Annotated in this window: 16 protein-coding genes and 1 riboswitch; of the genes, 12 read left to right on the top strand and 4 right to left on the bottom strand. The window is 53.1% G+C overall.

The window, feature by feature from the left end; translation table 11 throughout:
• Positions 1-216: 216 nt before the first annotated feature.
• A complete protein-coding gene (gene lysC / locus R2X38_RS18320) occupies positions 217-1,599 on the bottom strand; it encodes a lysine-sensitive aspartokinase 3 (RefSeq protein WP_317523771.1) in 1,383 nt (460 codons plus the stop codon).
• Positions 1,600-1,707: 108 nt separating this feature from the next.
• Positions 1,708-1,895: riboswitch (Lysine riboswitch) on the bottom strand.
• Between the two features lie 254 nt (positions 1,896-2,149).
• On the opposite strand from lysC, the gene R2X38_RS18315 reads away from it, so the two are divergent.
• Positions 2,150-3,268 (top strand): alanine--glyoxylate aminotransferase family protein, encoded by a 1,119-nt coding sequence (locus R2X38_RS18315; RefSeq protein ID WP_317523770.1) that lies wholly within the window; start codon positions 2,150-2,152, stop codon positions 3,266-3,268.
• A 68-nt stretch (positions 3,269-3,336) separates the two neighbouring features.
• Here the strand turns inward: R2X38_RS18315 and R2X38_RS18310 are convergent, their stop codons facing one another.
• On the bottom strand, positions 3,337-5,094 hold the full coding sequence (locus R2X38_RS18310; protein ID WP_317523781.1) for a PglL family O-oligosaccharyltransferase: 1,758 nt from the start codon (positions 5,092-5,094) through the stop codon (positions 3,337-3,339).
• A gap of 103 nt (positions 5,095-5,197) precedes the next feature.
• Entirely contained in the window at positions 5,198-8,026 is a 2,829-nt protein-coding gene (gene uvrA / locus R2X38_RS18305) for an excinuclease ABC subunit UvrA (RefSeq protein ID WP_317523769.1), read from the bottom strand.
• 268 nt (positions 8,027-8,294) lie between these two features.
• Here uvrA and R2X38_RS18300 point away from each other — a divergent pair, with 268 nt between their 5' ends.
• Positions 8,295-8,846, top strand: a complete 552-nt coding sequence (locus R2X38_RS18300; protein ID WP_317523768.1) for a single-stranded DNA-binding protein — start codon at positions 8,295-8,297, stop codon at positions 8,844-8,846.
• Between the two features lie 98 nt (positions 8,847-8,944).
• On the opposite strand, the gene R2X38_RS18295 is transcribed toward R2X38_RS18300, so the two are convergent.
• Positions 8,945-9,835: a LysR family transcriptional regulator gene (locus tag R2X38_RS18295; protein WP_317523767.1), complete on the bottom strand. Its 891-nt coding sequence runs from the start codon at positions 9,833-9,835 to the stop codon at positions 8,945-8,947.
• A gap of 254 nt (positions 9,836-10,089) precedes the next feature.
• Between R2X38_RS18295 and csrD the strand changes: the two genes are divergently transcribed.
• From csrD to R2X38_RS18245, 10 genes are all read left to right on the top strand, one after another.
• Positions 10,090-12,060 (top strand): RNase E specificity factor CsrD, encoded by a 1,971-nt coding sequence (csrD, locus tag R2X38_RS18290; protein WP_317523766.1) that lies wholly within the window; start codon positions 10,090-10,092, stop codon positions 12,058-12,060.
• 128 nt (positions 12,061-12,188) lie between these two features.
• Positions 12,189-13,682: a PilN domain-containing protein gene (locus tag R2X38_RS18285; protein ID WP_317523765.1), complete on the top strand. Its 1,494-nt coding sequence runs from the start codon at positions 12,189-12,191 to the stop codon at positions 13,680-13,682.
• Positions 13,679-14,314, top strand: a complete 636-nt coding sequence (locus R2X38_RS18280) for an MSHA biogenesis protein MshJ (RefSeq protein ID WP_317523764.1) — start codon at positions 13,679-13,681, stop codon at positions 14,312-14,314. The genes R2X38_RS18285 and R2X38_RS18280 overlap by 4 nt, the downstream gene beginning before the upstream one ends.
• Positions 14,307-14,636, top strand: coding sequence for an MSHA biogenesis protein MshK (locus R2X38_RS18275; RefSeq protein WP_317523763.1), 330 nt, complete (start codon positions 14,307-14,309; stop codon positions 14,634-14,636). The genes R2X38_RS18280 and R2X38_RS18275 overlap by 8 nt, the downstream gene beginning before the upstream one ends.
• 17 nt (positions 14,637-14,653) lie before the next feature.
• The gene (mshL, locus tag R2X38_RS18270) at positions 14,654-16,321 is read left to right on the top strand and encodes a pilus (MSHA type) biogenesis protein MshL (protein WP_317523762.1); all 1,668 of its coding nucleotides are present in this window, start codon (positions 14,654-14,656) and stop codon (positions 16,319-16,321) included.
• Between the two features lie 3 nt (positions 16,322-16,324).
• A complete protein-coding gene (locus R2X38_RS18265) occupies positions 16,325-17,167 on the top strand; it encodes an ExeA family protein (RefSeq protein ID WP_317523761.1) in 843 nt (280 codons plus the stop codon).
• 3 nt (positions 17,168-17,170) lie between these two features.
• A complete protein-coding gene (locus R2X38_RS18260; RefSeq protein ID WP_317523760.1) occupies positions 17,171-18,442 on the top strand; it encodes a tetratricopeptide repeat protein in 1,272 nt (423 codons plus the stop codon).
• 2 nt (positions 18,443-18,444) lie between these two features.
• Positions 18,445-20,160, top strand: coding sequence for a GspE/PulE family protein (locus R2X38_RS18255; protein ID WP_317523759.1), 1,716 nt, complete (start codon positions 18,445-18,447; stop codon positions 20,158-20,160).
• A 28-nt stretch (positions 20,161-20,188) separates the two neighbouring features.
• Complete coding sequence (locus R2X38_RS18250) at positions 20,189-21,409, top strand: type II secretion system F family protein (protein ID WP_317523758.1); 1,221 nt, start codon at positions 20,189-20,191, stop codon at positions 21,407-21,409.
• The gene (locus tag R2X38_RS18245; RefSeq protein ID WP_317523757.1) at positions 21,390-21,872 is read left to right on the top strand and encodes a hypothetical protein; all 483 of its coding nucleotides are present in this window, start codon (positions 21,390-21,392) and stop codon (positions 21,870-21,872) included. The genes R2X38_RS18250 and R2X38_RS18245 overlap by 20 nt, the downstream gene beginning before the upstream one ends.
• The last annotated feature ends 7 nt before the right edge of the window (positions 21,873-21,879 follow it).

Below are 21,879 nucleotides of genomic sequence, written 5' to 3'. Positions count from 1 at the left end.
TTTTGTTCGAATAGTTTAGCCTATGCAGCAGGATAAAATTTCAAAACCTACCCGTCAGGGAAGACGGGTTGGAGCGACATGGATGACCGATTTTGCGTTTTTGAAATTTTCATTCTGTTGCCTGGCTTAAGATATCAAGCAACAGAACAACATTAAAAAAGGCGCTCATTGAGCGCCTTTTTCTTGTCTGCGAATCAGAACCTGATCCGTTTCGCCTTACTCGAATAGACCGTGGTGCAAAACCTTGATCACTTCGCGAGACTCTTCCGTTTTCACCAGGAAACACAGGTTGTGGGTGCTGGCACCGAAGCAGATCATACGCGGGCTGTAGTCATCCAAACGGCTGAATACCTGGGTTGCCGCGCCTGGGGCATCTCCGAGTTCGTTACCGATCAAGGCAACCAGGCAAAGGTCTTGCTCGACTTCTACTCGGCACAGCTTGCTGAGTTGCTCCATAGCCGTAGCAGGCAGGCTAGGCGCACCCCCGCCGGTATCGGTTTGGTCCAGGGTCAGTGACACACTGACTTCAGAGGTCGTGATCAAATCAACCGAAATCTTATGCTCGGCCAGAATGCGGAATACTTCTGATAGGAAACCGTAGGCGTGGAACATATTCAGGCTGGTCAGGGTAACCATGGTCTGGTTACAGCGCAGTGCCAAGGCACGGAATTTCGGCGGCTCGCTGACTTTCTGGCGGATCCAGGTACCGCCTTGCTCAGGCGCTTTGGAGGAGCCGATGAAAACCGGGATCTGCTGACGGACCGCTGGTAGCAGGGTCGACGGGTGCAGGATCTTGGCGCCAAAATTGGCCATTTCAGAAGCTTCGCTGAAGCTGATCTCGCTGATTGGCTTGGCATTGGCGGTGATACGCGGGTCGGTAGTGTACATGCCCGGTACGTCAGTCCAGATCTCAAGGGTTCCGGCACTGATGGCCTCGGCAACAAGGGCGGCGCTGTAATCACTGCCACCACGGCCTAGGGTCGTGGTTTCGCCGCTGCTGTCTGAGCCGATAAAGCCTTGGGAGACGATAATGGTCTCGCCTTCCAGCAGTGGCTGGAGCTGGTCATCAGCCAGTTGGCGGATGGTGCCGATTTCCGGGATGGCTTTGCCGAACTGGCTGTCGGTACGCATGACAGAGCGAATATCGAAACGTTGGGCTGTCGCCCCCATTTCGTTGAGAATTTGGGTAAATAAGTGTGTCGACAACAGTTCACCATGGGCAACCAGCTGATCGGTCAGCTTGGTCGATGGTGCTTCGGCGGCCTGTTCTGCTAGGCTTGCCACGTTATTGATAAGTTGTTCTATGTGGCCAGCGACAGCGTCTGGCTGGGCCAGGTTGTCGATAATGTTCTGGTGAATAGAAGTCAATTTATGTAGCCGTTGGGAGCGCTGCTCGTTATCGGCAATTCCGTTTGCAAGTTCAACTAACAGGTTGGTAACGCCGAAACAGGCACTGATCAAAACTACTTTGGCAGCAGGGTTGTCCTTGATGATCGTGGCACTTCGGCTCATGGCGGCATGATCGGCTACGCTAGTACCGCCAAATTTCGCTACGGTTATCGGTGGAGGAACAGTAAAGTTATTTTCGACAAAGCTCACAACGAGTCTCCCAGTAATAAAGAGTATAAACGCAATTAACAGGGGGCTCGGGATGGTAGTCCCGACAAAAGTCAGGAGAGCAAAAAGGTAAGATTGTAAACCGGTACAACAACCAGAAGCTCCCCATCTATTCATTACCATAGTGAATAGATGACAGCCAGAAGGATTCAACCTTCGTAGCCGATACGCCATGCCCCCTGTCATGCCGTATCTCGGCGTTACTCCCCCTCTCCAGACTGCCTCGGGGTGGGGCCCCGCAATCCTAGATACCTGGGTAACGCTCCTCTTCTGTCTGCCCCTGAGAAAAACCTTCCTCAGGATGAACAAAAAACGATCTACATTGAACCGGATTTGCAGGTATGTTGTCAATTACATAGAAATAAAATATGCATAAATTTTGCAAAAAATTGTCACAAATGGTGATGGATTCTCTGTGCTAGAAGGTGGCTACGATTTGGTATAAGCATAATTAGCTCATTGCTGATATAGTCAATCAGTACCTTACAATAACGATTGACTGTCACGCTTACCGCCAGGGAGGAAAATAATAATGACGATTGGTAGCTTCTACCCACCACAGCGAACCCTTATGGGGCCGGGTCCTTCAGATATCTACCCGCAGGTGCTACAGGCTTTGAGCCGTCCAACCATTGGTCACCTAGATCCGCTATTCATCGGCATGATGGATGAGCTCAAGCAACTGCTGCAATACGCTTTCCAAACTCAAAATACCTTTACCATTGCCGTATCCGCACCGGGTAGTGCCGGTATGGAAGCTTGTTTCGTCAACTTGGTTGAACCAGGCGACAAGGTGATTGTGTGCCGCAATGGCGTGTTTGGCGATCGGATGCGAGAGAATGTCGAGCGTTGCGGCGGCGTTGCCGTGATGGTCGATAACAACTGGGGCGAGCCAGTTGACCCAGCCTTGGTAGCCCAGGCTCTGGAAAGTAACCCGGACGCGAAAATCGTTGCTTTTGTTCATGCAGAAACCTCTACCGGTGCGCTGAGTGATGCCGAGGCGATTGCCAAGCTGGCCCGAGAGCATGACTGCTTGACGATTGTGGATGCTGTGACCTCGTTAGGTGGTGTTCCTTTGCTGGTGGACGAATGGCAGTTGGATGCGGTCTATTCCGGTAGCCAGAAATGCCTTTCGTGTGTACCGGGTTTATCGCCACTGACGTTCTCTGAAAAAGCAGTGGCTAAAATCCAGAGCCGCCAAGCACCAGTACAGAGCTGGTTCCTCGACCAGAGCTTGGTACTAGGCTACTGGAGTGGTAAAGGCAAACGTAGTTATCACCATACTGCGCCGGTCAATAGCCTGTATGCCCTGCATGAAGCCTTGGTATTGTTGCAAAACGAAGGGTTGGAAAATGCTTGGCAGCGCCATAAAGATGCCCACCTGGAACTTCGTGAAGGCCTTGAGCAGTTAGGTATTGAGTTCGTCGTGGATGAGGCGCACCGCCTGCCGCAGTTGAACGCGGTCTACATTCCTGACGGTGTTGATGATGCGGAAGTCAGAAAGACCCTTCTTGAGCGTTATAACCTAGAAATTGGTGCTGGCCTTGGCGCTCTGGCAGGTAAAGCCTGGCGTATCGGCTTGATGGGCTATGCGGCTCGCAGTGAAAACGTTGCTTTGTGTTTGCGTGCACTGGAAACTACGCTGAAATAAATCTGCGCTTCGATACCAACATTATCGATAGTAAAAAAATGGCTACCTCAAGGTAGCCATTTTTGTCTTTAAGGAGCGGATTTATCAGCTTCACGTTCTGTTGCTTGTGCCTTAGTCGTAGTTGGCAAAGCGAATTTGTGTCCAGGGTAGAGGTAGCGAGCCTCATCAAGAATTTGTGCGGCCTGTTTCTGTTGTCCAAGCTGGCCATGGGCAGTGATCAGGTTTTGGTACAGATCTGGACGGGGCCAGTGTTTGGCTTTTTGTTGCGCCCAGTTGATGTATTCCTGGATTAAAACAGGGTTCTCGCTGGCGATACCAAGTTGCAGTTGGGTGAGGTGCAAATCCCATTCGAAGCGGTTTTGCCAAGCCCATGGATTGTTGACCCGCAGCAGGTGATCGACATTGGCCGGATGGCTGGTTTCGTATTTGGTCAGCTGAGCACCCGAATATAGTGTCGTCACCATAAATCCGGTGGTGATGAGCGGGACGCTCAGTACCAGGGCCCTGATCGATAGGATGTAGTCCATCTGCTTCTTGTAGTACTTGGCCGTTAGGTTATCGACCCAATAAATCAGCAAGATGAAAATCACCCAGTGAACCAGAGAATGGTAGAACGGGTACTCCAGTTGGGAATGCAAGACGATAGGGAAAAATAGGCCGATCAGAGCCAGCTGGGTCCCTTCCCGGGCTTTCTTTATTTTGAGAAATACTGCCGCCGCGGCTGCCAACAGCGCAAGTAGAGGTATGATCCCCCCTTCTGCGGCCCAGAATACCAGCTCGTTGTGTGGATGAGTGAGGGCTGCCATACCGGCCGGGTTGTCCGGGTTATCGTGGTGCCACCTTGCTGTTTGGGTAATATAACTGACCTCGAACGTGCCGTAGCCGTAGCCAGTTAGTGGCTGGGTGAGGAACATATTGACTGCTTGTGGAATATGCATCGCACGGGCACTGACCAAGCTCAAGCGGTTTTCCTGAGGGGACCAACCTGCTGAGCTGTTGATGTGCCAGGAAACACTGAGCCCCAGTACTATCATCAGCAGCCACATTCGCCATTGTGCCTTGGCAGCAAAGCGGCGCAGATACGGGATCAGCAGCAGGGTACCGACCACGGCACCGAGCCAGCCGGTCCGTGAGCTCAATACAACCAGCAGCGGCAAAGTGACAACAGGTGTCAGTAGCAAGAAGCATTGCTGCCAGCTCCATTTTCCCCGGTACATCGGGATGCGCGCCAGCAGGTAGCCAGATAGCACCAAGCCGGTGGCGAGGAAACTGGCCATGACGTTGGGTTGTTGGAAAATACCATATGGGCGGTTAGCCACGGTGTCGTAGCCAATAGGGTTGCCCGGCTCGAGAAGCATGAATTGTACCCAGCCGAAGCCAGATTGGATCCAGACGGCAGCAAGAACAAACCACAGCATGCGCTGGCGCCGCTTGTGGTTGAAAGAAAATTGTTGTAAGCCGACGAAGAATAGTAGGCCGGCCCATAAGCCAAGTAGCCTTGGTAGGCTCTGGCCGACATCGGCATTGGGGTAGAATACCGGGAGGGTGAGCAGTACGCAGCAAACAGCCAAGACAATAGTCAGCCTCGAGTAGCGCCATACCCGCTGGCGGCAAATCTCCAATAGGCCAAAGGCAATAGCAAAGCTGAACGGGATCCAGCTCATGGCATTGAATGAGAGCTCCAACCCGGAACCGCCGGGATTATGCTGGAAGTAATGCATCGCGAGTAGGAACAAGAACCCGAGTGACACCAAGAAGGGCTTTATCATCGGCTTGCTGATCCCTTTCTCGGCAAGGTTGGTGCCTTTTACATATAACACAGTCATGGTGGTTGCGCGGATCTCACTGTCGTAATCAAACAAAACCGGGCTTGAATGCAAGCCCGGTATATCGTCGTCGCTTAGGTTGCCTGAGCTATTGTACTGGCGTTCATTCCGGCAGCAAAGGCTTGAGGAAGCGTGCAGTGTGCGATCCTGCGATCTGCGCCACTTGTTCTGGCGTGCCTGTTGCAATGATTTCACCGCCACCGCTACCGCCTTCGGGACCAAGGTCGATGATCCAGTCGGCGGTCTTGATCACATCAAGGTTGTGCTCGATCACCACGATGGTGTTGCCGTGGTCACGCAGGCGGTGGAGGACATTGAGCAACTGCTGGATATCATGGAAGTGCAGGCCGGTGGTCGGCTCATCCAGGATGTACAAGGTCTTGCCGGTATCGCGCTTGGACAGTTCGCGAGCCAGTTTGACCCGCTGCGCTTCACCGCCTGACAGCGTAGTTGCCGCCTGGCCCAAACGGATATACGACAAGCCAACATCTATCAAGGTCTGCAGCTTTCTTGCAATGGCAGGAACCGCATCGAAGAACTCGCGGGCATCTTCGACCGTTAGCTCCAACACTTCGTCGATGGTCTTGCCCTTGTAGCGTACCTCCAGCGTTTCGCGGTTGTAGCGCTTGCCCTTACAGGCATCACAAGGCACATAGACATCCGGCAGGAAGTGCATCTCTACCTTGATCACCCCGTCGCCCTGACACGCCTCACAGCGGCCACCCTTGACATTGAAGCTGAAGCGGCCCGGTTTGTAACCGCGCGAACGTGATTCCTGGGTACCGGCAAACAGTTCGCGGATCGGGGTGAAGATCCCGGTATAGGTGGCAGGGTTAGAGCGTGGCGTACGGCCAATCGGGCTCTGGTCGATATCAATGACCTTGTCGAAGTGCTCCAAGTCCTGGATTTCACGATACGGCGCCGCCTGGCCTGATGTCGCCCCGTTGAGCTGGTGGTGGGCGATCTGGAAGAAGGTATCGTTGATCAGGGTCGACTTGCCCGAGCCGGATACCCCGGTAATACAGGTTAGTAGACCAACAGGGATCTCGACATCGACATCTTTGAGGTTGTTGCCGGTAGCACCGAGCAGTTTGACGGTCTTCTCAGGATCCATGGCTACGCGCTGTTCCGGTACTGCGATGCATTTCTTGCCGCTGAGGTACTGGCCTGTCAGCGAGTTATCGTTGGCAACGATATCGGCCAGTTTGCCTTCGGCAATCACATTACCGCCATGGACACCGGCTCCCGGGCCGATATCGATCACATGGTCGGCCATCCGGATAGCATCTTCATCGTGCTCGACCACAATCACGGTATTGCCGAGATCGCGCAGGTGGGTCAGGGTTTTGAGCAAGCGTTCGTTGTCGCGCTGGTGGAGGCCGATTGACGGTTCGTCCAGCACATACATCACGCCCACCAGGCCAGCGCCAATCTGGCTGGCCAAACGGATCCGCTGGGCTTCACCGCCGGAGAGGGTTTCGGCACTGCGTGACAGGTTGAGATAATTGAGGCCGACATTGACCAGGAAGCTCAGCCTGTCATTGATTTCCTTCAGGACCTTCTCGGCGATTTTGGCTTTCTGCCCGGTCAGCGCCAGTTGCTGGAAGAAGTCCATCGCTTCGCTGATACTCATCTCGCTCACGGTCGGTAATGTAGTATCGGCGATAAACACGTTGCGGGCTTCCAGGCGAAGACGCGAGCCGCCACAGCTGCTACATGGTTTAGTCGAAACAAACTTGATCAGATCTTCCCGTACCGAGTTGGATTCTGTCTCGCGGTAGCGGCGCTCCATATTGTTGAGGATCCCCTCGAACGGATGGCGGCGTACCGTGATATCTCCTCGGTCATTGATGTACTTGAACTCGATTTCTGTTTTGCCAGAGCCGCTGAGGATCACGTTCTGGATTTTCTTCGGCAGGCTATCGAATGGCGCTTCTACATCAAAGCCGTAATGTTCGGCCAGTGATTTTAGCATCTGGAAGTAGTAGAAGTTACGTTTGTCCCAGCCGCGGATCGCCCCGCCGGATAGACTCAGCTCACCATTTTGCACCACACGCTCAGGATCGAAGAACTGCTGCACCCCCAAGCCGTCACAGGTACCACAGGCACCGGCAGGGTTGTTGAAGGAGAACAGGCGAGGTTCCAGCTCCTGCATGCTGTAGCCACAGTGCGGGCAGGCAAAGTTGGCCGAGAACACGATTTCTTCATGCTCGCCGTCGGTCATCGGGCTGACAACCACGTTACCGCCGGATAGCTCGAGTGCGGTTTCAAAAGATTCGGCCAGGCGCTGCTGCAGATCATCGCGCACCTTGAAGCGATCGACCACCACTTCGATGGTGTGCTTCTTATGCAATTCCAGAGTTGGTGGATCGGACAGATCACACACCTCGCCATCGATACGGGCGCGGATATAACCCTGCGCGGCAAGATTGGCCAAGGTTTTAACGTGTTCACCCTTACGCTCTTTGACGATAGGTGCCAGCAGCATCATCTTGCTGCCTTCCGGCAGTTCAAGCACCTTGTCGACCATCTGGCTGACGGTTTGGGCGGCTAGCTCAACATGGTGGGTCGGGCAGCGTGGCTCACCGACGCGGGCGTAAAGCAAACGCAGGTAATCGTATACCTCGGTAATGGTCCCGACCGTAGAGCGCGGGTTGTGCGAGGTCGACTTCTGCTCGATGGAAATCGCAGGGGATAACCCCTCGATATGGTCGACATCCGGTTTTTCCATCAGTGACAGGAACTGACGGGCGTAGGCCGACAGCGATTCAACGTAGCGTCGCTGTCCTTCGGCATACAGGGTGTCGAAAGCCAGAGACGACTTTCCCGATCCAGACAGGCCGGTGATAACAATCAGCTGATCCCGAGGCAGCGTGAGGGAAATGTTCTTGAGGTTATGGGTACGGGCACCCCTGACTTCAATGTTATCCATATCGATGAGCTTTATTGACTAATTTATGACTGCGGCATTATTGCACAGGGCTCAGGGCCTTGAAAGAAAAAGCTGTATAAAAACACAGTGAGCTGGTTATAATAGCATCATTGTGTGTCACTTCTTCGCGTGGCTGTTTGCTGTATTTTACTCGGATTCAACCCTGTTCGATCAGGGGTGAAGCATGATAGACTGCGCGATTAAGTATAAACTTTCAATAACGGTCGCTGGCCTTTCCCCAGCACCGATAATGAGATCGGAGTGAACTATGGCCAGTCGTGGCGTAAACAAAGTTATCCTAGTCGGTAACTTGGGTAATGATCCGGAAATCCGTTACATGCCAAGTGGTGGTGCAGTAGCAAATATTACCATTGCCACCTCTGAAAGCTGGCGTGACAAGAACACTGGCGAGCAGCGCGAGAAAACTGAATGGCACCGTGTGGCGCTATTCGGCAAATTAGCTGAGGTTGCTGGTGAGTACCTACGCAAAGGTTCTCAGGTATACATCGAAGGTCAGCTGCAGACCCGTAAGTGGCAGGACCAAAGCGGCCAGGACCGCTACACAACTGAAGTTGTGGTTCAAGGCTTCAACGGTGTTATGCAGATGCTTGGTGGCCGTCAGGGCGGTGGCCAGGGTATGGGCGCACCAATGGGTGGCCAACAGCAGCAAGGTGGTTGGGGTCAGCCTCAGCAGCCAGCAGCGGCACCTCAGCAGAACTTTGCTCCGCAGCAACAGCAACAGGCTCCACAACAGCAGGCCGCTCCTCAGCCTCAGTACAACGAGCCACCAATGGATTTCGACGACGATATTCCGTTCTAAACACTTGCTGTGTTGTTAGGTCGTTGACCAAGATATTAAGCCTCGCCGATGCGGGGCTTTTTATTGCTTGTTATAGCTCTAAATATTTAAGGTCATAGTTATGAGCTGTGGGCCGGGTTGGATTTGGCCTTGATAAAATCAATGAACAACTTGGTTTTGACATGGTTGTAGTCCAGCTTCGGGTAGTAGGCATAGGCTGAATTGACGGGTTGTTTTAGCTTAGGTAATACCGGCACCAGCAAGCCTTTGCTGAGCTCGCGTTTGACCGTGTTTTCCCCTGCCAGGATGATCCCCATTCCCGCTACGGCAGCGGCAACCAAAGCCTCCGGGTTCTGGGTGGTGAAGTTTCCCTTGAGCCGCAGGCGAATATCGTTTTCGAACAGGTGTTCCTGCTCATGACCGTGAGTCCCATACATCAGGCAGTTGTGCTGGGTGAGTTGTTCTGGTCTTTCTATTAGCGGTTTATCCTCGAGATAAGACGGAGAGGCATAGAAGCCATTGCTGTAGTTAAACAGCTTGGTGGCAATGTAGCTCGATGAATTGAAGTCCGCCAACTCCTTGCTGATAAATACATCCAGGTTGAGATCCGGCAATTGTCCCGGGGTGATGGTATGCAGCTCGACCTGGATATTGGGGTATTCCTCGATAAACTCAGCAAGATAATTGACCAGCAGGCGGCTGCCAACGGCCAGAGGTGCGCCGATGCGCAATACACCACTGACTTCGCCATACGTGGACGTTGTCTCTGCCAGCATCTGGTGCCAGTCATCCAGCAAGCGAGCGCTGCGCTGGTAGAACAGTCTGCCGGCATCGGTCATGGTCAGGCTGCGGGTGGTACGTTTGAGCAACTGCACACCCAGCTGTTTTTCAAGCCACGCCAAGCGCTTGGAGAGTGCCGAGCTGGAGGTGTTGAGCTTGGTGGCTGCCTGGGCGAGAGAGCCCTGATCGACAACAGTGACAAAGCTTTTGGTGCAGGTGATCCAATCCATGTTTGTTAATAACCCTATCGCGCTGGTGGGAGAGCCGAAGATACCGTTTTCCCTACATTACCACGAGTTTATACGCTGTTCAGACTGTTTCTGCCCCAACTGGGGTTTACAAAATTGTTAATTTGTCGACTTTAGCACTGACAGCATGATCGATTGAATGGTATTTTGCTTGCAATATACGCCCGTGCCTTTGCCTTGTTGGGATTATCTCTGGCTAGGTATCTGTTTGACTAAAAGAGTTTTTTTGGCTGCTTATGAGAAAAGCTTCAGGGATGCGGTTAACCAACCGCCTAGTTGCCTTTGTCACATTAATTGTTATTTGTGCCATTTTCGTCATTTTTATTGGCGGGGCGGTGACTTTTCGCAAGTTGGGACAAGATTACCTGACCCATTATCTGGATGGTGTGGTGGAAGTGATCGATCAGGAGTTGGCCGATCCCCAAGGCTCGCAAGCCATTTCTCGCTGGCTGCCCAAACTGCTCAAGGCCAGCAATGTGGTCGAACTGGAAGTAGGCAGTGAAGCCGGCGTCGTTTATGCCTTCAAGGGTCTACAGCCGCTGACGGATCCGAGTATCCTCCATAGAAGCCGTTATGATCTCGAACATAATCCGGGCTTTACCGTCACCATGAAGTCCATTCCGCCTTACACTGAGTTTACCTACTCGATCGGGGCGATGTCGTCGATAAGCTTGGCTGTTGCCATCATTATCTTGGGGCTGATCTGGGGGATGGATTGGCTGCGCCGTCAGCTGCACGGCTCTGAGTTGCTCGAACATCGTGGGCGCTTGATTCTAGCCGGAAGGGTAGAAGAGAACGAAGTCGGTGACGAGCAGGAATGGCCGGCCACCGCCAGCCTGGCGCTCGATAAGATGATTGCCGAGCTCAAAGATGCCCGGCAGGAGCGGAGCCGGTTCGATACCTTTATCCGTACTCATACTTTTCTTGATCAGCTGACTGGTGCGGCAAACCGGGTGTTGTTCGACAGCCGGCTGCAGTCGATGCTGCAGGATCAGGAAACCCATGGTGCAGTGATCCTGATCCGGATCACCGACTGGGAAGAATTGCTGGCCGATAAGGGCAAAGCGGAGGCGGATGAGCTGATCCAGGATGTCGGTGGGATCTTGTCGAACCTGATCCAACGTTACCCTGATACCGTGCTTTCGCGTTACTTCGATGCCGAATTCGCCATATTGCTGCCGCAACAACCGGCCAAAGAGGTCAAGCAGTTCTGTAATGCGCTGATGAATGCACTGGACAGGCTCTCGCCTCCGGCGCCATTGGAACCGGATAACTGGTGCCATATCGGTGTGACTTACTGTGCCAGTGGCGAACGCCGCGGCCGGATCATGGACGAGGCGGATATGGCCCTGCGCAGCGCTCAATTGCAGGGCACCAATAGCTGGTATGCGTTCAAGAAAGATCAGCAGTTTGAAGATGCCCGTGGCAGCGTACGCTGGCGTACCCTGCTGGATGCGATTTTCAGCAGCGGCGGACCGGTGTTGTACCAGCAGCCGGTTCAGCTGGTTGATGGCAGCCCGTTGCACCGGGAGCTGTTGTCACGGATCAGGGATGAAAACGGCATGCTGATCAAAGCCTCTCGTTTTTTGACCGCCGTCGAGCAGGTCGGCTTCAATGCCCGGATGGATCAATGCGTGGTGACCAAGGCGCTGCATATGCTCAAGAGCGAGCCTATCACCGAGTCGATTTCGGTAAACCTCAGCGTCGAGGCATTGCTCGAGAAGAATTTCGTCAAGTGGCTGCGGGACGAACTGCTGCAGACCCCGCGCACGGTACTCAACCGCCTGTCGTTTGAAATTCCTGAGGGGGGGCTAGTTAAACACCTTGATGCCATGCGTCCTGTTACCCGGATGCTGGTTGGACTTGGCTGTAAGCTGGTGGTGGACCAAGCAGGAAGAACCATCGTCAGTACCCACTACATAAAAGATATCCGTGCCGATTACATCAAGTTGCACCGTAGCTTGGTACGGGAGATCAACTTGCGCCAGGAGAATCAATTATTCGTCAGGAGTATGTTGGGAGCCTGTGCTGACTCCGATGTTCAGGTGATAGCTGTCGGCGTAGAAAATGCCAATGAATGGCAGGTTCTTAAGCAGTTAGGGGTAAACGGTGGTCAGGGACGCTATTTCTCGCCTGAAATATCTGCGGAACATGAGTCTGAAAGTAAGAATAACACACGGAAATTGTTTGGAAAAAATACAAGCTAGAGCAAAAAAATACTATTCATTAAGGGATTTATCATTATAATGGTCAAAATATTGACACAATCTTGTCAAGAATTCTGAGTACCTGCAATTTTTCCTGATATAAGCCCGTTAACCCCAAGAAGCCTGAAATGATAGTGAATAAATTATTTAGGAAGAAGACACATTCTCCTGCGGTGGGGATAGCACTGTTTGCCGATACTGTTGCCTTGGTTTATCAGGAAAATAAAGCGTGGGCCACAGATGAGCAACCGGTTAACGGTGTAATGGGGTGGCCTGATGCTATTCGCTCGCTGATCGAAAAACACCAGCTCAAAGGGGCAGAGGTACGCTTGGTATTAGGCCACGGCTTATACCAGAGCATGCTGATCGACAAGCCGGAACTGCCACGGGAAGAGTACCCGACGGCTTTGCCATTTCTGGTTAAGGAGCTTGTCAATGAATCGCCAATGGAGCTGGTGGCCGACGGTTTTGTCGCCCCCCTCAAAGATCGCCTGCAGGCGTTTTCGACTCAGAAAAAACAAATCGAACAGCTGGAAAAAGCCTGCCGTGAGGCGGGTTGTGAGTTGCTCTCTGTGTCTGCCGAAGAGGTGGTGTGGGGACAGTTGACGGCCTTTGAGCGTAGCCAGTTGGTACTTCATCGTCGTGGCAAGACCAACCTGCAACTATCGGCCTTTAAGCATCAAGTGTTGTGTTTTCAACGCCAGTTGCGTGGCTTCAGTGTGCCATTGCTGGCAAGAGATGATTCCCAGTCGTTGGAGAAAGGTTTACAGCTTGATGGGTTGGCGCTGGAGCTGCAGCGTTCGCTGGACTTCCTCAGTGCCCAGTTGCGTGACGCCCCGATCACCCAGTTACTGATCTCTTGCGATGACGATGATGACAGTGAACTGGCTCAGTCTTTGAGTCAGCGCCTCAACGTTAAGGTTGAACCTGTTACGCCTTCACACCCTTCATTGGCAAGCAATGCCGTACGCGTGGCCTATTGCGCGGTGATTGAGCCCGAGCAGGTCGGCATTAATTTTTACAGTGACGCCCTGAAGCCAAAGCTTGAGCTACTGACTCTTCCCAATATTGTGATGAGCTGGGTCGCTATCACTGTGATGTTGGGGGCGTTGGCGGGTTGGTTCAGCTGGCAGGGTTACCAACAGCAGCAGGAGCTGGCAGCCGATAAGCAACGGCTCCAGCAAAAGTCCGCCGAAGTCGAGCAGGCCAAAGCCGCTTTGGCAAAGCACTTGCCGAGCCAAATCAAAGTGGATGTAGCCCAGGGCTTGGAGCAACATCTGGCTGACAAGCGTGCTGCGCTTGAGGCGATTGCCTTGCATGACAGCAGCTTGCAAGTCGGTTATGCCGGCATGATGCAGCAGCTGTCGGCGGCAGCGAGCGGTGATATCTCAGTCCAGCACCTAAAGGTCAAAGGGCCGCAGCTCAACCTCGAAGGCTTGGCTCGCAGTCCGGATGCGGTGCCGGCCTGGCTGCAGCAGTTTAAGCAGTACCCATCACTGTCTGACCGCCGTTTCAAACTGATGTCTTTGGGCAGAAACAAACAGAATATCGTGACCTTCAAGTTGCTGGCGGAGCGAAATCAGCCAGCAGCGCAAGCAGGTACGCAAGGAGTCGCCCAATGAACCAGTGGCAGACGCTATGTGACAAATATGAATTGCTGACCAAGCGTGAAAAGTGGCTGATCGCGCTGTCGGGATGGATAGGCCTGCTGTTTGTCGGCTTTGTTGCCATTATCGAGCCCCAGATGAAAGCCGTTGACGCAGCCAAAGGGCAGCTGCAATCGGTTAAGAATGCGTTGATCACCAACAGTAATCAGTTGCTAGTAATGCAGCGCAAGCTCAAAGGCGATCCTGATACCGAAATCGATGAGCAGATCATCTTGCTGGAGCAGGAGAATGCCGAACTTGATGCTCAGCTAGATGGCCGGGTGTCAAGCTTGGTGACCCCGGTGCAGATGTCGGCGCTGATGGAAAAAGTGCTTCAGCATTCGCGCAAGCTCAAGCTGCTGTCGCTGGAATCCTTACCGCCAGTCCAGTTGGTTGGCGGGGAAGATAATGGCTACTACATCCATCCGGTTCGACTGAGCCTGCGAGGCCGCTATTTTGATTTGATCAGCTATCTCGAACAGTTGGAAGCGCTGCCGGTTCAGTACTACTGGCGCAGTTTGGATTACAAAGTAGATAACTATCCTTGGGCCGATATCCAATTGGAAGTCTACACACTCGGAGTAAGCGAGGACTTTATTGGTGGTTAGATTAGCAGTGATAGCCGTGGCATGGCTGATGATGTCACTGGTACCGGCACAGGCCGCGAAGGATCCGACAGCGCCTCTCGGGAGGCAGGCTCCAGCGGTCAAGCCCAGCCCTTCACGGGCTCGCCTGCCGCAGCTGCAGGGCATTTTTTGTGATCAGGATGGTCAGGCATGCCGGGCGGTTCTTAACAGTGTGTCTGTCGGAACCGGCGGGCGGATCAGCGGTTATACCTTGAGTCAGGTGACGGATGATTACGTCATCTTGCAACGGGGTGGTCGGCAGTGGCGACTGGATATGTTCGCCGATAACGTAAAGTCAGAGTAGAACAAGAAGTGGTAAACATGCGTGGATTAATAATAGCCGTTGTCATGGCTTCCCTGGCAGGATGCTCGACCAATATGGGACACCGTGACCCGGTGGAAATGAAAGGTGCCCTCAATCAGGCCGCCAATGAAGCGAACAGCCGGCCGTTGATGGACTTACCGACAGCAGTCAGCAATGATTTGATGCCGGGCCTTGATGGGATGGACTATGCCAGCCAGACAGTGCTTGAAAAGCGCTTTCGGGTCAATGCTCGCAATGTTGAAGCCAAGGCGTTTTTCGGTAGCCTGGTCAAAGGCACGCCTTTTAATATGGTGATCCATCCTGACGTTCAGGGCCGTATCTCCCTGACTTTGCGCGATGTGACGCTTGATGAAGTGTTGTCCGTGGTCTCTGACATCTACGGCTACAACACCACCCGTAAAGGCAATATTATCCAGGTTTTCCCGGCAACGTTGCGTACCGAAGTGATCCCGGTGGATTACCTTCAGCTACAGCGCCGTGGTGTCTCTCTGACCACGCTGACAACCGGCTCTATCACCAACAGTGATTCTGGCAACTCCGGCAGTTCAAGTAGCAGTTCCAACAACAGTGGAAACAACAATAACAGCAGCAACAACAATAGCTCCAGCACGACCACCGGTGGCACCACAATCCAGACCACATCGGAAAGTGACTTCTGGGCCCAGCTAGAAAAAGCCGTACAGGCGATGATTGGCAGCGGCCAAGGCCGCAGTATTGTGGTTTCACCGCAGGCGAGCTTGATTTCAGTCCGTGCTTACCCGAACGAATTGCGCGAAGTTAAGGAGTTCCTCGGTGTTTCTCAAATGCGCCTAAAGCGCCAGGTGGTACTGGAAGCCAAGATCATGGAAGTGACCTTGAGTGATGGCTACCAGCAGGGCATCAACTGGAGCAATATCACCAAAACTATCGGTGGGACTGAAATTATTTTTGGCCGCGGTGACCTTAGTAACGGCAATATCCCGACCTTGCCGGGGGCCGATCCGATTGCCGCGCTGCTTGGCGGCCAGACCAACATTACCATCTCTGATGGTAACTTCGATGCGGTGTTGAGTTTCTTGGATACCCAGGGCGACTTGAACGTACTATCCAGCCCGCGTGTTACGGCGGCCAATAACCAGAAAGCGGTGATCAAGGTCGGTAGCGATCAGTATTTCGTGACCGATGTGTCCGGCGGTGAAGTCAACAGTGACGGCGGCACGGCCTCGCCGGATATCGAGTTGACGCCTTTCTTCTCGGGAATATCTCTAGATGTTACGCCGCAGATCGGCGATGAGGGTAGTGTCCTGCTCCATGTCCACCCAGCGGTTATCGATGTCGAAACTGAAGTGCGTGACATTGCACTTGGCGAGACCTTCGGCACCTACCAGCTGCCGCTGGCCAAGAGCTCTATCCGCGAGTCAGATTCGGTGATTCACGCCCGCTCCGGCGATGTGGTAGTGATCGGCGGTTTGATGAAATCAGCAACTTCGGATCAAGTGTCGAAGGTACCGCTACTGGGTGACATCCCGATGCTGGGTCACCTTTTCCGCAACGTGAACAAGCTGCAGACCAAAACCGAGCTAGTGATCTTGCTCAAGCCTACTGTTGTTGGCGAGCAAACCTGGCAGCAGGAAGTCGAGCGCTCCCGTGCGCTGATCAATGAATGGTTCCCTGAAGAAGGCTAAACCATGTACCTCGAGCATTTCGGTATGGTGTCTGTGCCTTTTGGCCTGACACCTAATACACACTTCTTTCATGCCTTGCCTCCGCACCTGGAGGCGATTGATACCACCTTGGCGGCATTGGAAATGGGCGAGGGGATCATCCAGATCGCAGGAGAAGTGGGAACCGGAAAAACCCTAGTGTGCCGAATGCTCGTCAATCAGCTCCCTGAACATTTCGAACTCGCCTACCTGCCAACCCCGGCAGAGAGTGGCCCGGCATTACGAGTTGCTCTGTCCCGTGAATTGGGCTTGGCTGGCGAGGGAGATAACAGCCTGTTGGCAGATCGGCTGCAGCAGGCGTTGCTGGCCCGAAAGGCGGCAGGCAAAACTGTTGTCGTGCTAATCGATGAAGCCCAGGCTTTGCCTGATGATGCTCTTGAGGCAATCCGACTGTTGGGTAATCTGGAAACCGAGCAGGAGAAGCTGCTGCACATTGTGTTGCTCGGTCAGCCCGAGCTCGATAAGCAGTTGGCCAGGCAAGAGCTGCGTCAGTTTCGCCAGCGCATCACCTTTCGCAGTGAATTAAGACCATTAAACCTGGCTGAGACCATTGCCTATATCGAGCACCGCCTGCAGACCGCAGGTGTCGATAAAGAAGTATTTTCCTTATCACAGGGTAAGGCGATATGGCAGGCCAGTGATGGCATTCCAAGACTGATTAACCAGCTGTGTCATAAGGCGTTGATCGCCGCATACAGTGAAAACAAATTACTGGTTGGGCGTGATGAGGTGCTCGTGGCGATCCGCGATACCTTGGGCGCACGCCAGCCAAGATGGACATACCCGGTACTGTGGGGATGGCAATAGACCATGAGCGAACTGAATAAAAAACTGAGTGCGCTAAGCCGCAAGCAGGGCCAGCAAAATAGTATGGCTTACAGTGATATCAAACCGGCAACGATTAAACCGGTGAAGCAGGCGAACCTGAAACCTTGGGCTGCACTGGGTGTGCTGAGCCTAGGTGTTGTGCTAGGTATTGGCGGCTGGCAGTTGTGGCAGAGTGACGAGCCGGTGAGTGAAGTCGTTAAGGCTGTCAGCCCGGTAGCGACGGCAGAAGCCGCTTCAGCACCTGAAGCCAAAAGCACAATGGTAGTAGAACCACAGTCCATTGCCAAGGTTACTGCTGTTGAGCCAGAAGCAAACCTTGATGAACAACTTAACTCCGAAGCACCTGCCCCTGAAGCAGCTGCACCGAAAGTATCAGTACCGAAAGCTTCAGTATCAAAGGCTCCAGTTCCAAAAGAGCCATTACCAAAAGCTTCAGCAACAAAAGATCCATTACCAAAAAATGTAGCACCGACAAAATCGGTACCTAAAGTGCCTGAAGTTAAAGACGCTGAAGCCAAAGAGCTAATAGTCAAAGAGCCAAAAACAAAGCCTGCAACGGCCAAGCCAGTGGCAGCAAAAGCACAGCCATCGACTACTGATGATGACTTCCAGCACAGTATCGACATGGATATCGCTGACGGTGAAGAAAGCCTAATGATTGAAACCGTTGAGCTTGATGCCGGACAGCTGGCTCGTATCGAATACAACAAAGCGGAAAAGGCGTTAAAACAAGGTGATAGCCGTAAGGCGATTGGTTACCTGGAGTCAGCCGTCAAATATAACCCGGAATGGACCACCGCGCGCCAGAAACTCGCTGCGCTGTATTACGGCCGGGGTGAAACCCGCCGCGCAATGGCGTCCTTGCAGCAAGGCCTGGCGTTGGACTCGGGCCAACCCGATCTGCGTTTGACCATGGCAAAATTGCTCGTGAATGAATCACAGCAACAGGCGGCATTGAGTGTGCTCAGCCAGATGCCTCCTTATGCCCATAGTGGCTATTTGGCGATGCGTGGTGCCTTGGCCCAGCAGCTTAACCAAAATGATTTGGCGCTGAGCAGTTACCACAACTTGGTAAAAGCCGAGCCTTACGATGGCCGCTGGTGGTTAGGGCTTGGTGTTGCACTAGAGCGAGGTCAAGAGTGGGATCAGGCCGAGGAAGCCTACCAGCAAGCGCTGCGCATGGGACAGATCTCCGGTGAAACGCAGCAGTTTATTCGTCAACGTCTGGCCGTGCTGGCAAAGAGTAAGGGGTAACCATGGCACTTCGACTTCGTAAACGCCTCGGCGATCTGTTGATTGAAGAGGGCATTGTTTCTCAAGACATGCTTGAGCAGGCGTTGGACAATCAGCAATCTACCGGTCGTAAGCTCGGTGATACGCTGATCAGCATGGGGTTCTTGAGCGAGCAGCAGATGCTGCAGTTCCTCTCCCGCCAGCTGGATATCCCTTTGGTGGATCTTAACCGTCTGACGGTAGATACCAATGCCGTCGCCTTGCTAGCCGAAGTGCATGCTCGTCGTTTGCGGGCGCTGGTGATCAGCGAACAGGACGGTATGGTACGGGTTGCCATGAGCGATCCGGCGGACTTGGCCGCACAGGAAGCGGTCTACGATCAGCTTGGCCAATACCGTATCGAGCTGGTCATTGCCTCAGAGCGTCAGTTGATCACCGCCTTCGATCGCTACTACCGCCGTACTCAGGAAATTGTTTCTTTTGCTGAGCAGCTTCAGGCTGAGCACCAGCACCATTCTGAATATGCCTTTGGCCTGGACGATAACGACAATGATGAAGTTACCGTTGTTAAGCTGATCAACTCGCTGTTTGAGGATGCTATCCAGGTAGGCGCATCGGATATCCATATCGAGCCGGACAGTGATGTGCTGCGTATCCGCCAGCGTATTGATGGCGTACTGCATGAAACCCTGCTTAAAGAATCCGGCGTGGCCTCGGCGCTGGTGCTGCGCTTGAAACTGATGGGTAGCCTGGATATTTCCGAGAAGCGTTTGCCACAAGATGGCCGATTCAATATGACGGTGCGCGGCCAGTCAGTCGATGTCCGTCTTTCGACCATGCCGGTTCAGCACGGCGAGTCAGTGGTCATGCGTTTACTTAACCAGTCGGCGGGGATCCTCAGTCTTGAGCAGATCGGTATGCCGGAAGACATCTTGTTGCGCTTCCGCCGCCAGCTGCGTAGGCCGCACGGCATGATTTTGGTTACCGGTCCGACAGGTTCGGGCAAGACCACTACCTTGTACGGCGCGCTCAGTGAGTTGAACCAGCCAGGCAAGAAACTGATCACTGCCGAAGATCCGGTGGAATACCGATTGCCAAGGGTTAATCAGGTACAGGTTAACAGCAAGATCGGCCTTAATTTCTCGTCGATCCTGCGTACTTTCCTGCGTCAGGATCCCGATATCATCTTGGTCGGTGAGATGCGCGATCAGGAAACTGTAGAAATTGGTTTGCGCTCTGCCCTGACCGGTCACTTGGTTTTGTCGACGTTGCACACCAATGATGCGGTCGACAGTGCCCTGCGCATGATCGATATGGAAGCGCCGGGTTATTTGGTTGCCAGTGCGGTACGTGCGGTATTGGCCCAGCGCTTGGTTCGCCGGGTCTGCAAAGATTGTGCGACTGAGCATGATGTTGAGCCAGACAAGCAGCAATGGCTGATGGCTCGCTTCCCGCACTTAACAGAAACCGTTTTCCGCAAAGGACGAGGCTGCCAGACCTGTAACTTCACCGGTTACCGTGGTCGTATTGGTGTGTTTGAGCTATTGGAAATGCGCCCGGATATGATGGATGCATTGCGTGCCGGTGATGCGGTGCACTTTAGTCAGATAGCCCGTCAATCTCCGGGGTACAAACCGCTTATCGAGTCGGCGATGGAGTTGGCACTGCAAGGTGTCACCAGTCTTGACGAAGTGCTGTTGCTCGGTGAGGGCGACGAACACAACAGCTACGTGTTGTAACAGCGGTTAAGGGCATAGGGGACTTAGCATGGCAATATTTAATTACCGGGGCCGCAGTAGCCAGGGCGATATCAAGCGTGGTCAGCTTGAAGCAGCCTCGCAAGACGCGGCGGCCGATACCTTGATGCGCCAGGGGATTATCCCGCTGGAAATCCGCGAAGGTAAGGCCAAGTCGGCCGGGCTTGATATGGATCGCTTGTTCAAAAGTCGGATCCCGCTCGAGGTGCTGGTGATTTTCTGCCGCCAGCTCTACAGCCTGACCAAAGCCGGAGTACCGCTGCTGCGTGCGGTGCGTGGTCTGGGCCAGAGTGCTAGCCATCCCTTGATGCGTGAAACTTTGGATGCCGTGGTGGTCGAATTGACCAACGGTAAATCGCTATCGGCTTCGATGAAAGAGCATCCGAGGGTGTTCTCCGACTTGTTCGTGTCGATGATCAGCGTGGGTGAAAACACCGGTCGCCTGGATGAAACCCTGCTCCAGCTGGCACAGTACTTCGAGCAGGAAATGGAGACCCGCCGCCGGATCAAGTCGGCAATGCGCTATCCGACCTTTGTGATCATCGCCATTACCTTGGCGATGGCTGTTCTTAACATCAAGGTGATCCCGCAGTTTGCCTCTATGTTCAGCCGTTTCGGTGTTGAACTGCCGCTGCCTACCCGCATCCTGATTGCCACCTCAAATTTCTTTGTCCATTACTGGCCATTAATGCTCGGGGCTGTGATTGTGAGTTGGATTGCTCTTAAAGCGTGGCGTCAAACCCCTGCTGGTGGCGAGAAGTGGGATAAATTTCGGTTAAAAGTGCCAATTGTGGGCGATATTGTTAATCGCGCCCAGCTATCACGCTTTTCTCGCACTTTCTCACTAATGATACGAGCGGGTGTTCCTCTCAACCAGGCGATCCAGATGTCGGCGGAATCCTTGGGTAACAACTATCTCGAAAACCGCTTGATCGAGATGAAAAACGGTATCGAGAGTGGTAGCAGTATTGCCGCGATGGCCCGCCAGTCTGGGGTATTCACGCCTTTGGTGCTGCAGATGATCGCCGTCGGCGAAGAGACTGGCCAGGTTGATGAGCTGCTACTAGAAGCTTCCGATTTCTACGATCGAGAAGTGGACTATGACCTCAAGACCTTGACGGCCCGGATCGAGCCTATCTTGCTGTTTATCGTTGCGATTATGGTGCTGGTTCTGGCACTGGGTATCTTCCTGCCAATGTGGAGCCTGCTCGATGTTGCGCGCGGTGGCTAATCTAAAATACTTCGCCCATGTACGCTGGTTTGTTTGGAGCGGGGTGATTTTCCTGATGCTCTGGGCGTTGCTGGTCGAGTGGCACCGGGTCAACGAAGAAGCAGAACGTACGCAAGTCAAATTATTGGCGCAGAGCATGAGTCGAAGTGCATCAAGCTTACGCCAGAAATGGGAGTTGGAAAATAAACCGAGTTATTCCAAAACCAATGGTATCGACTACTCATTTACCCATAAAGGTTGGCCGATAATCATTCAAGATGACCATGTTGATTGTGCCCAAATGTGGGATTTATTGTCATCACGACAAAGTCCTGTCGATTATATAAGCCTAATTGATAAAAAAAATGTGAGATCAGAGCGTTATAATTCGTGTTATTTCCAAATTACTGACGGAAAATGGCTAGCATTATTTTATGAAAATGAGACAATACACACCAACAGTTTTTTGACGCTTTCCGAATAGCGGTGAC

Origin of the sequence: Photobacterium rosenbergii, assembly GCF_033022775.1 — a bacterium.
Lineage (GTDB): Bacteria > Pseudomonadota > Gammaproteobacteria > Enterobacterales > Vibrionaceae > Photobacterium > Photobacterium rosenbergii_A.
Note: the sequence above shows the minus strand (reverse complement) of the source record. Positions and strands in the feature narration are given on the sequence as shown.

Coding starts and splice junctions, on each gene's coding strand:
- uvrA (WP_317523769.1), bottom strand. CDS start 8,026: ATGGATAACATTGAAGTCAGGGGTGCCCGTACCCATAACCTCAAGAAC.
- R2X38_RS18315 (WP_317523770.1), top strand. CDS start 2,150: ATGACGATTGGTAGCTTCTACCCACCACAGCGAACCCTTATGGGGCCG.
- R2X38_RS18300 (WP_317523768.1), top strand. CDS start 8,295: ATGGCCAGTCGTGGCGTAAACAAAGTTATCCTAGTCGGTAACTTGGGT.
- R2X38_RS18260 (WP_317523760.1), top strand. CDS start 17,171: ATGAGCGAACTGAATAAAAAACTGAGTGCGCTAAGCCGCAAGCAGGGC.
- R2X38_RS18255 (WP_317523759.1), top strand. CDS start 18,445: ATGGCACTTCGACTTCGTAAACGCCTCGGCGATCTGTTGATTGAAGAG.
- R2X38_RS18310 (WP_317523781.1), bottom strand. CDS start 5,094: ATGACTGTGTTATATGTAAAAGGCACCAACCTTGCCGAGAAAGGGATC.
- R2X38_RS18285 (WP_317523765.1), top strand. CDS start 12,189: ATGATAGTGAATAAATTATTTAGGAAGAAGACACATTCTCCTGCGGTG.
- R2X38_RS18250 (WP_317523758.1), top strand. CDS start 20,189: ATGGCAATATTTAATTACCGGGGCCGCAGTAGCCAGGGCGATATCAAG.
- R2X38_RS18295 (WP_317523767.1), bottom strand. CDS start 9,835: ATGGATTGGATCACCTGCACCAAAAGCTTTGTCACTGTTGTCGATCAG.
- R2X38_RS18265 (WP_317523761.1), top strand. CDS start 16,325: ATGTACCTCGAGCATTTCGGTATGGTGTCTGTGCCTTTTGGCCTGACA.
- mshL (WP_317523762.1), top strand. CDS start 14,654: ATGCGTGGATTAATAATAGCCGTTGTCATGGCTTCCCTGGCAGGATGC.
- csrD (WP_317523766.1), top strand. CDS start 10,090: ATGAGAAAAGCTTCAGGGATGCGGTTAACCAACCGCCTAGTTGCCTTT.
- R2X38_RS18280 (WP_317523764.1), top strand. CDS start 13,679: ATGAACCAGTGGCAGACGCTATGTGACAAATATGAATTGCTGACCAAG.
- R2X38_RS18245 (WP_317523757.1), top strand. CDS start 21,390: ATGTTGCGCGCGGTGGCTAATCTAAAATACTTCGCCCATGTACGCTGG.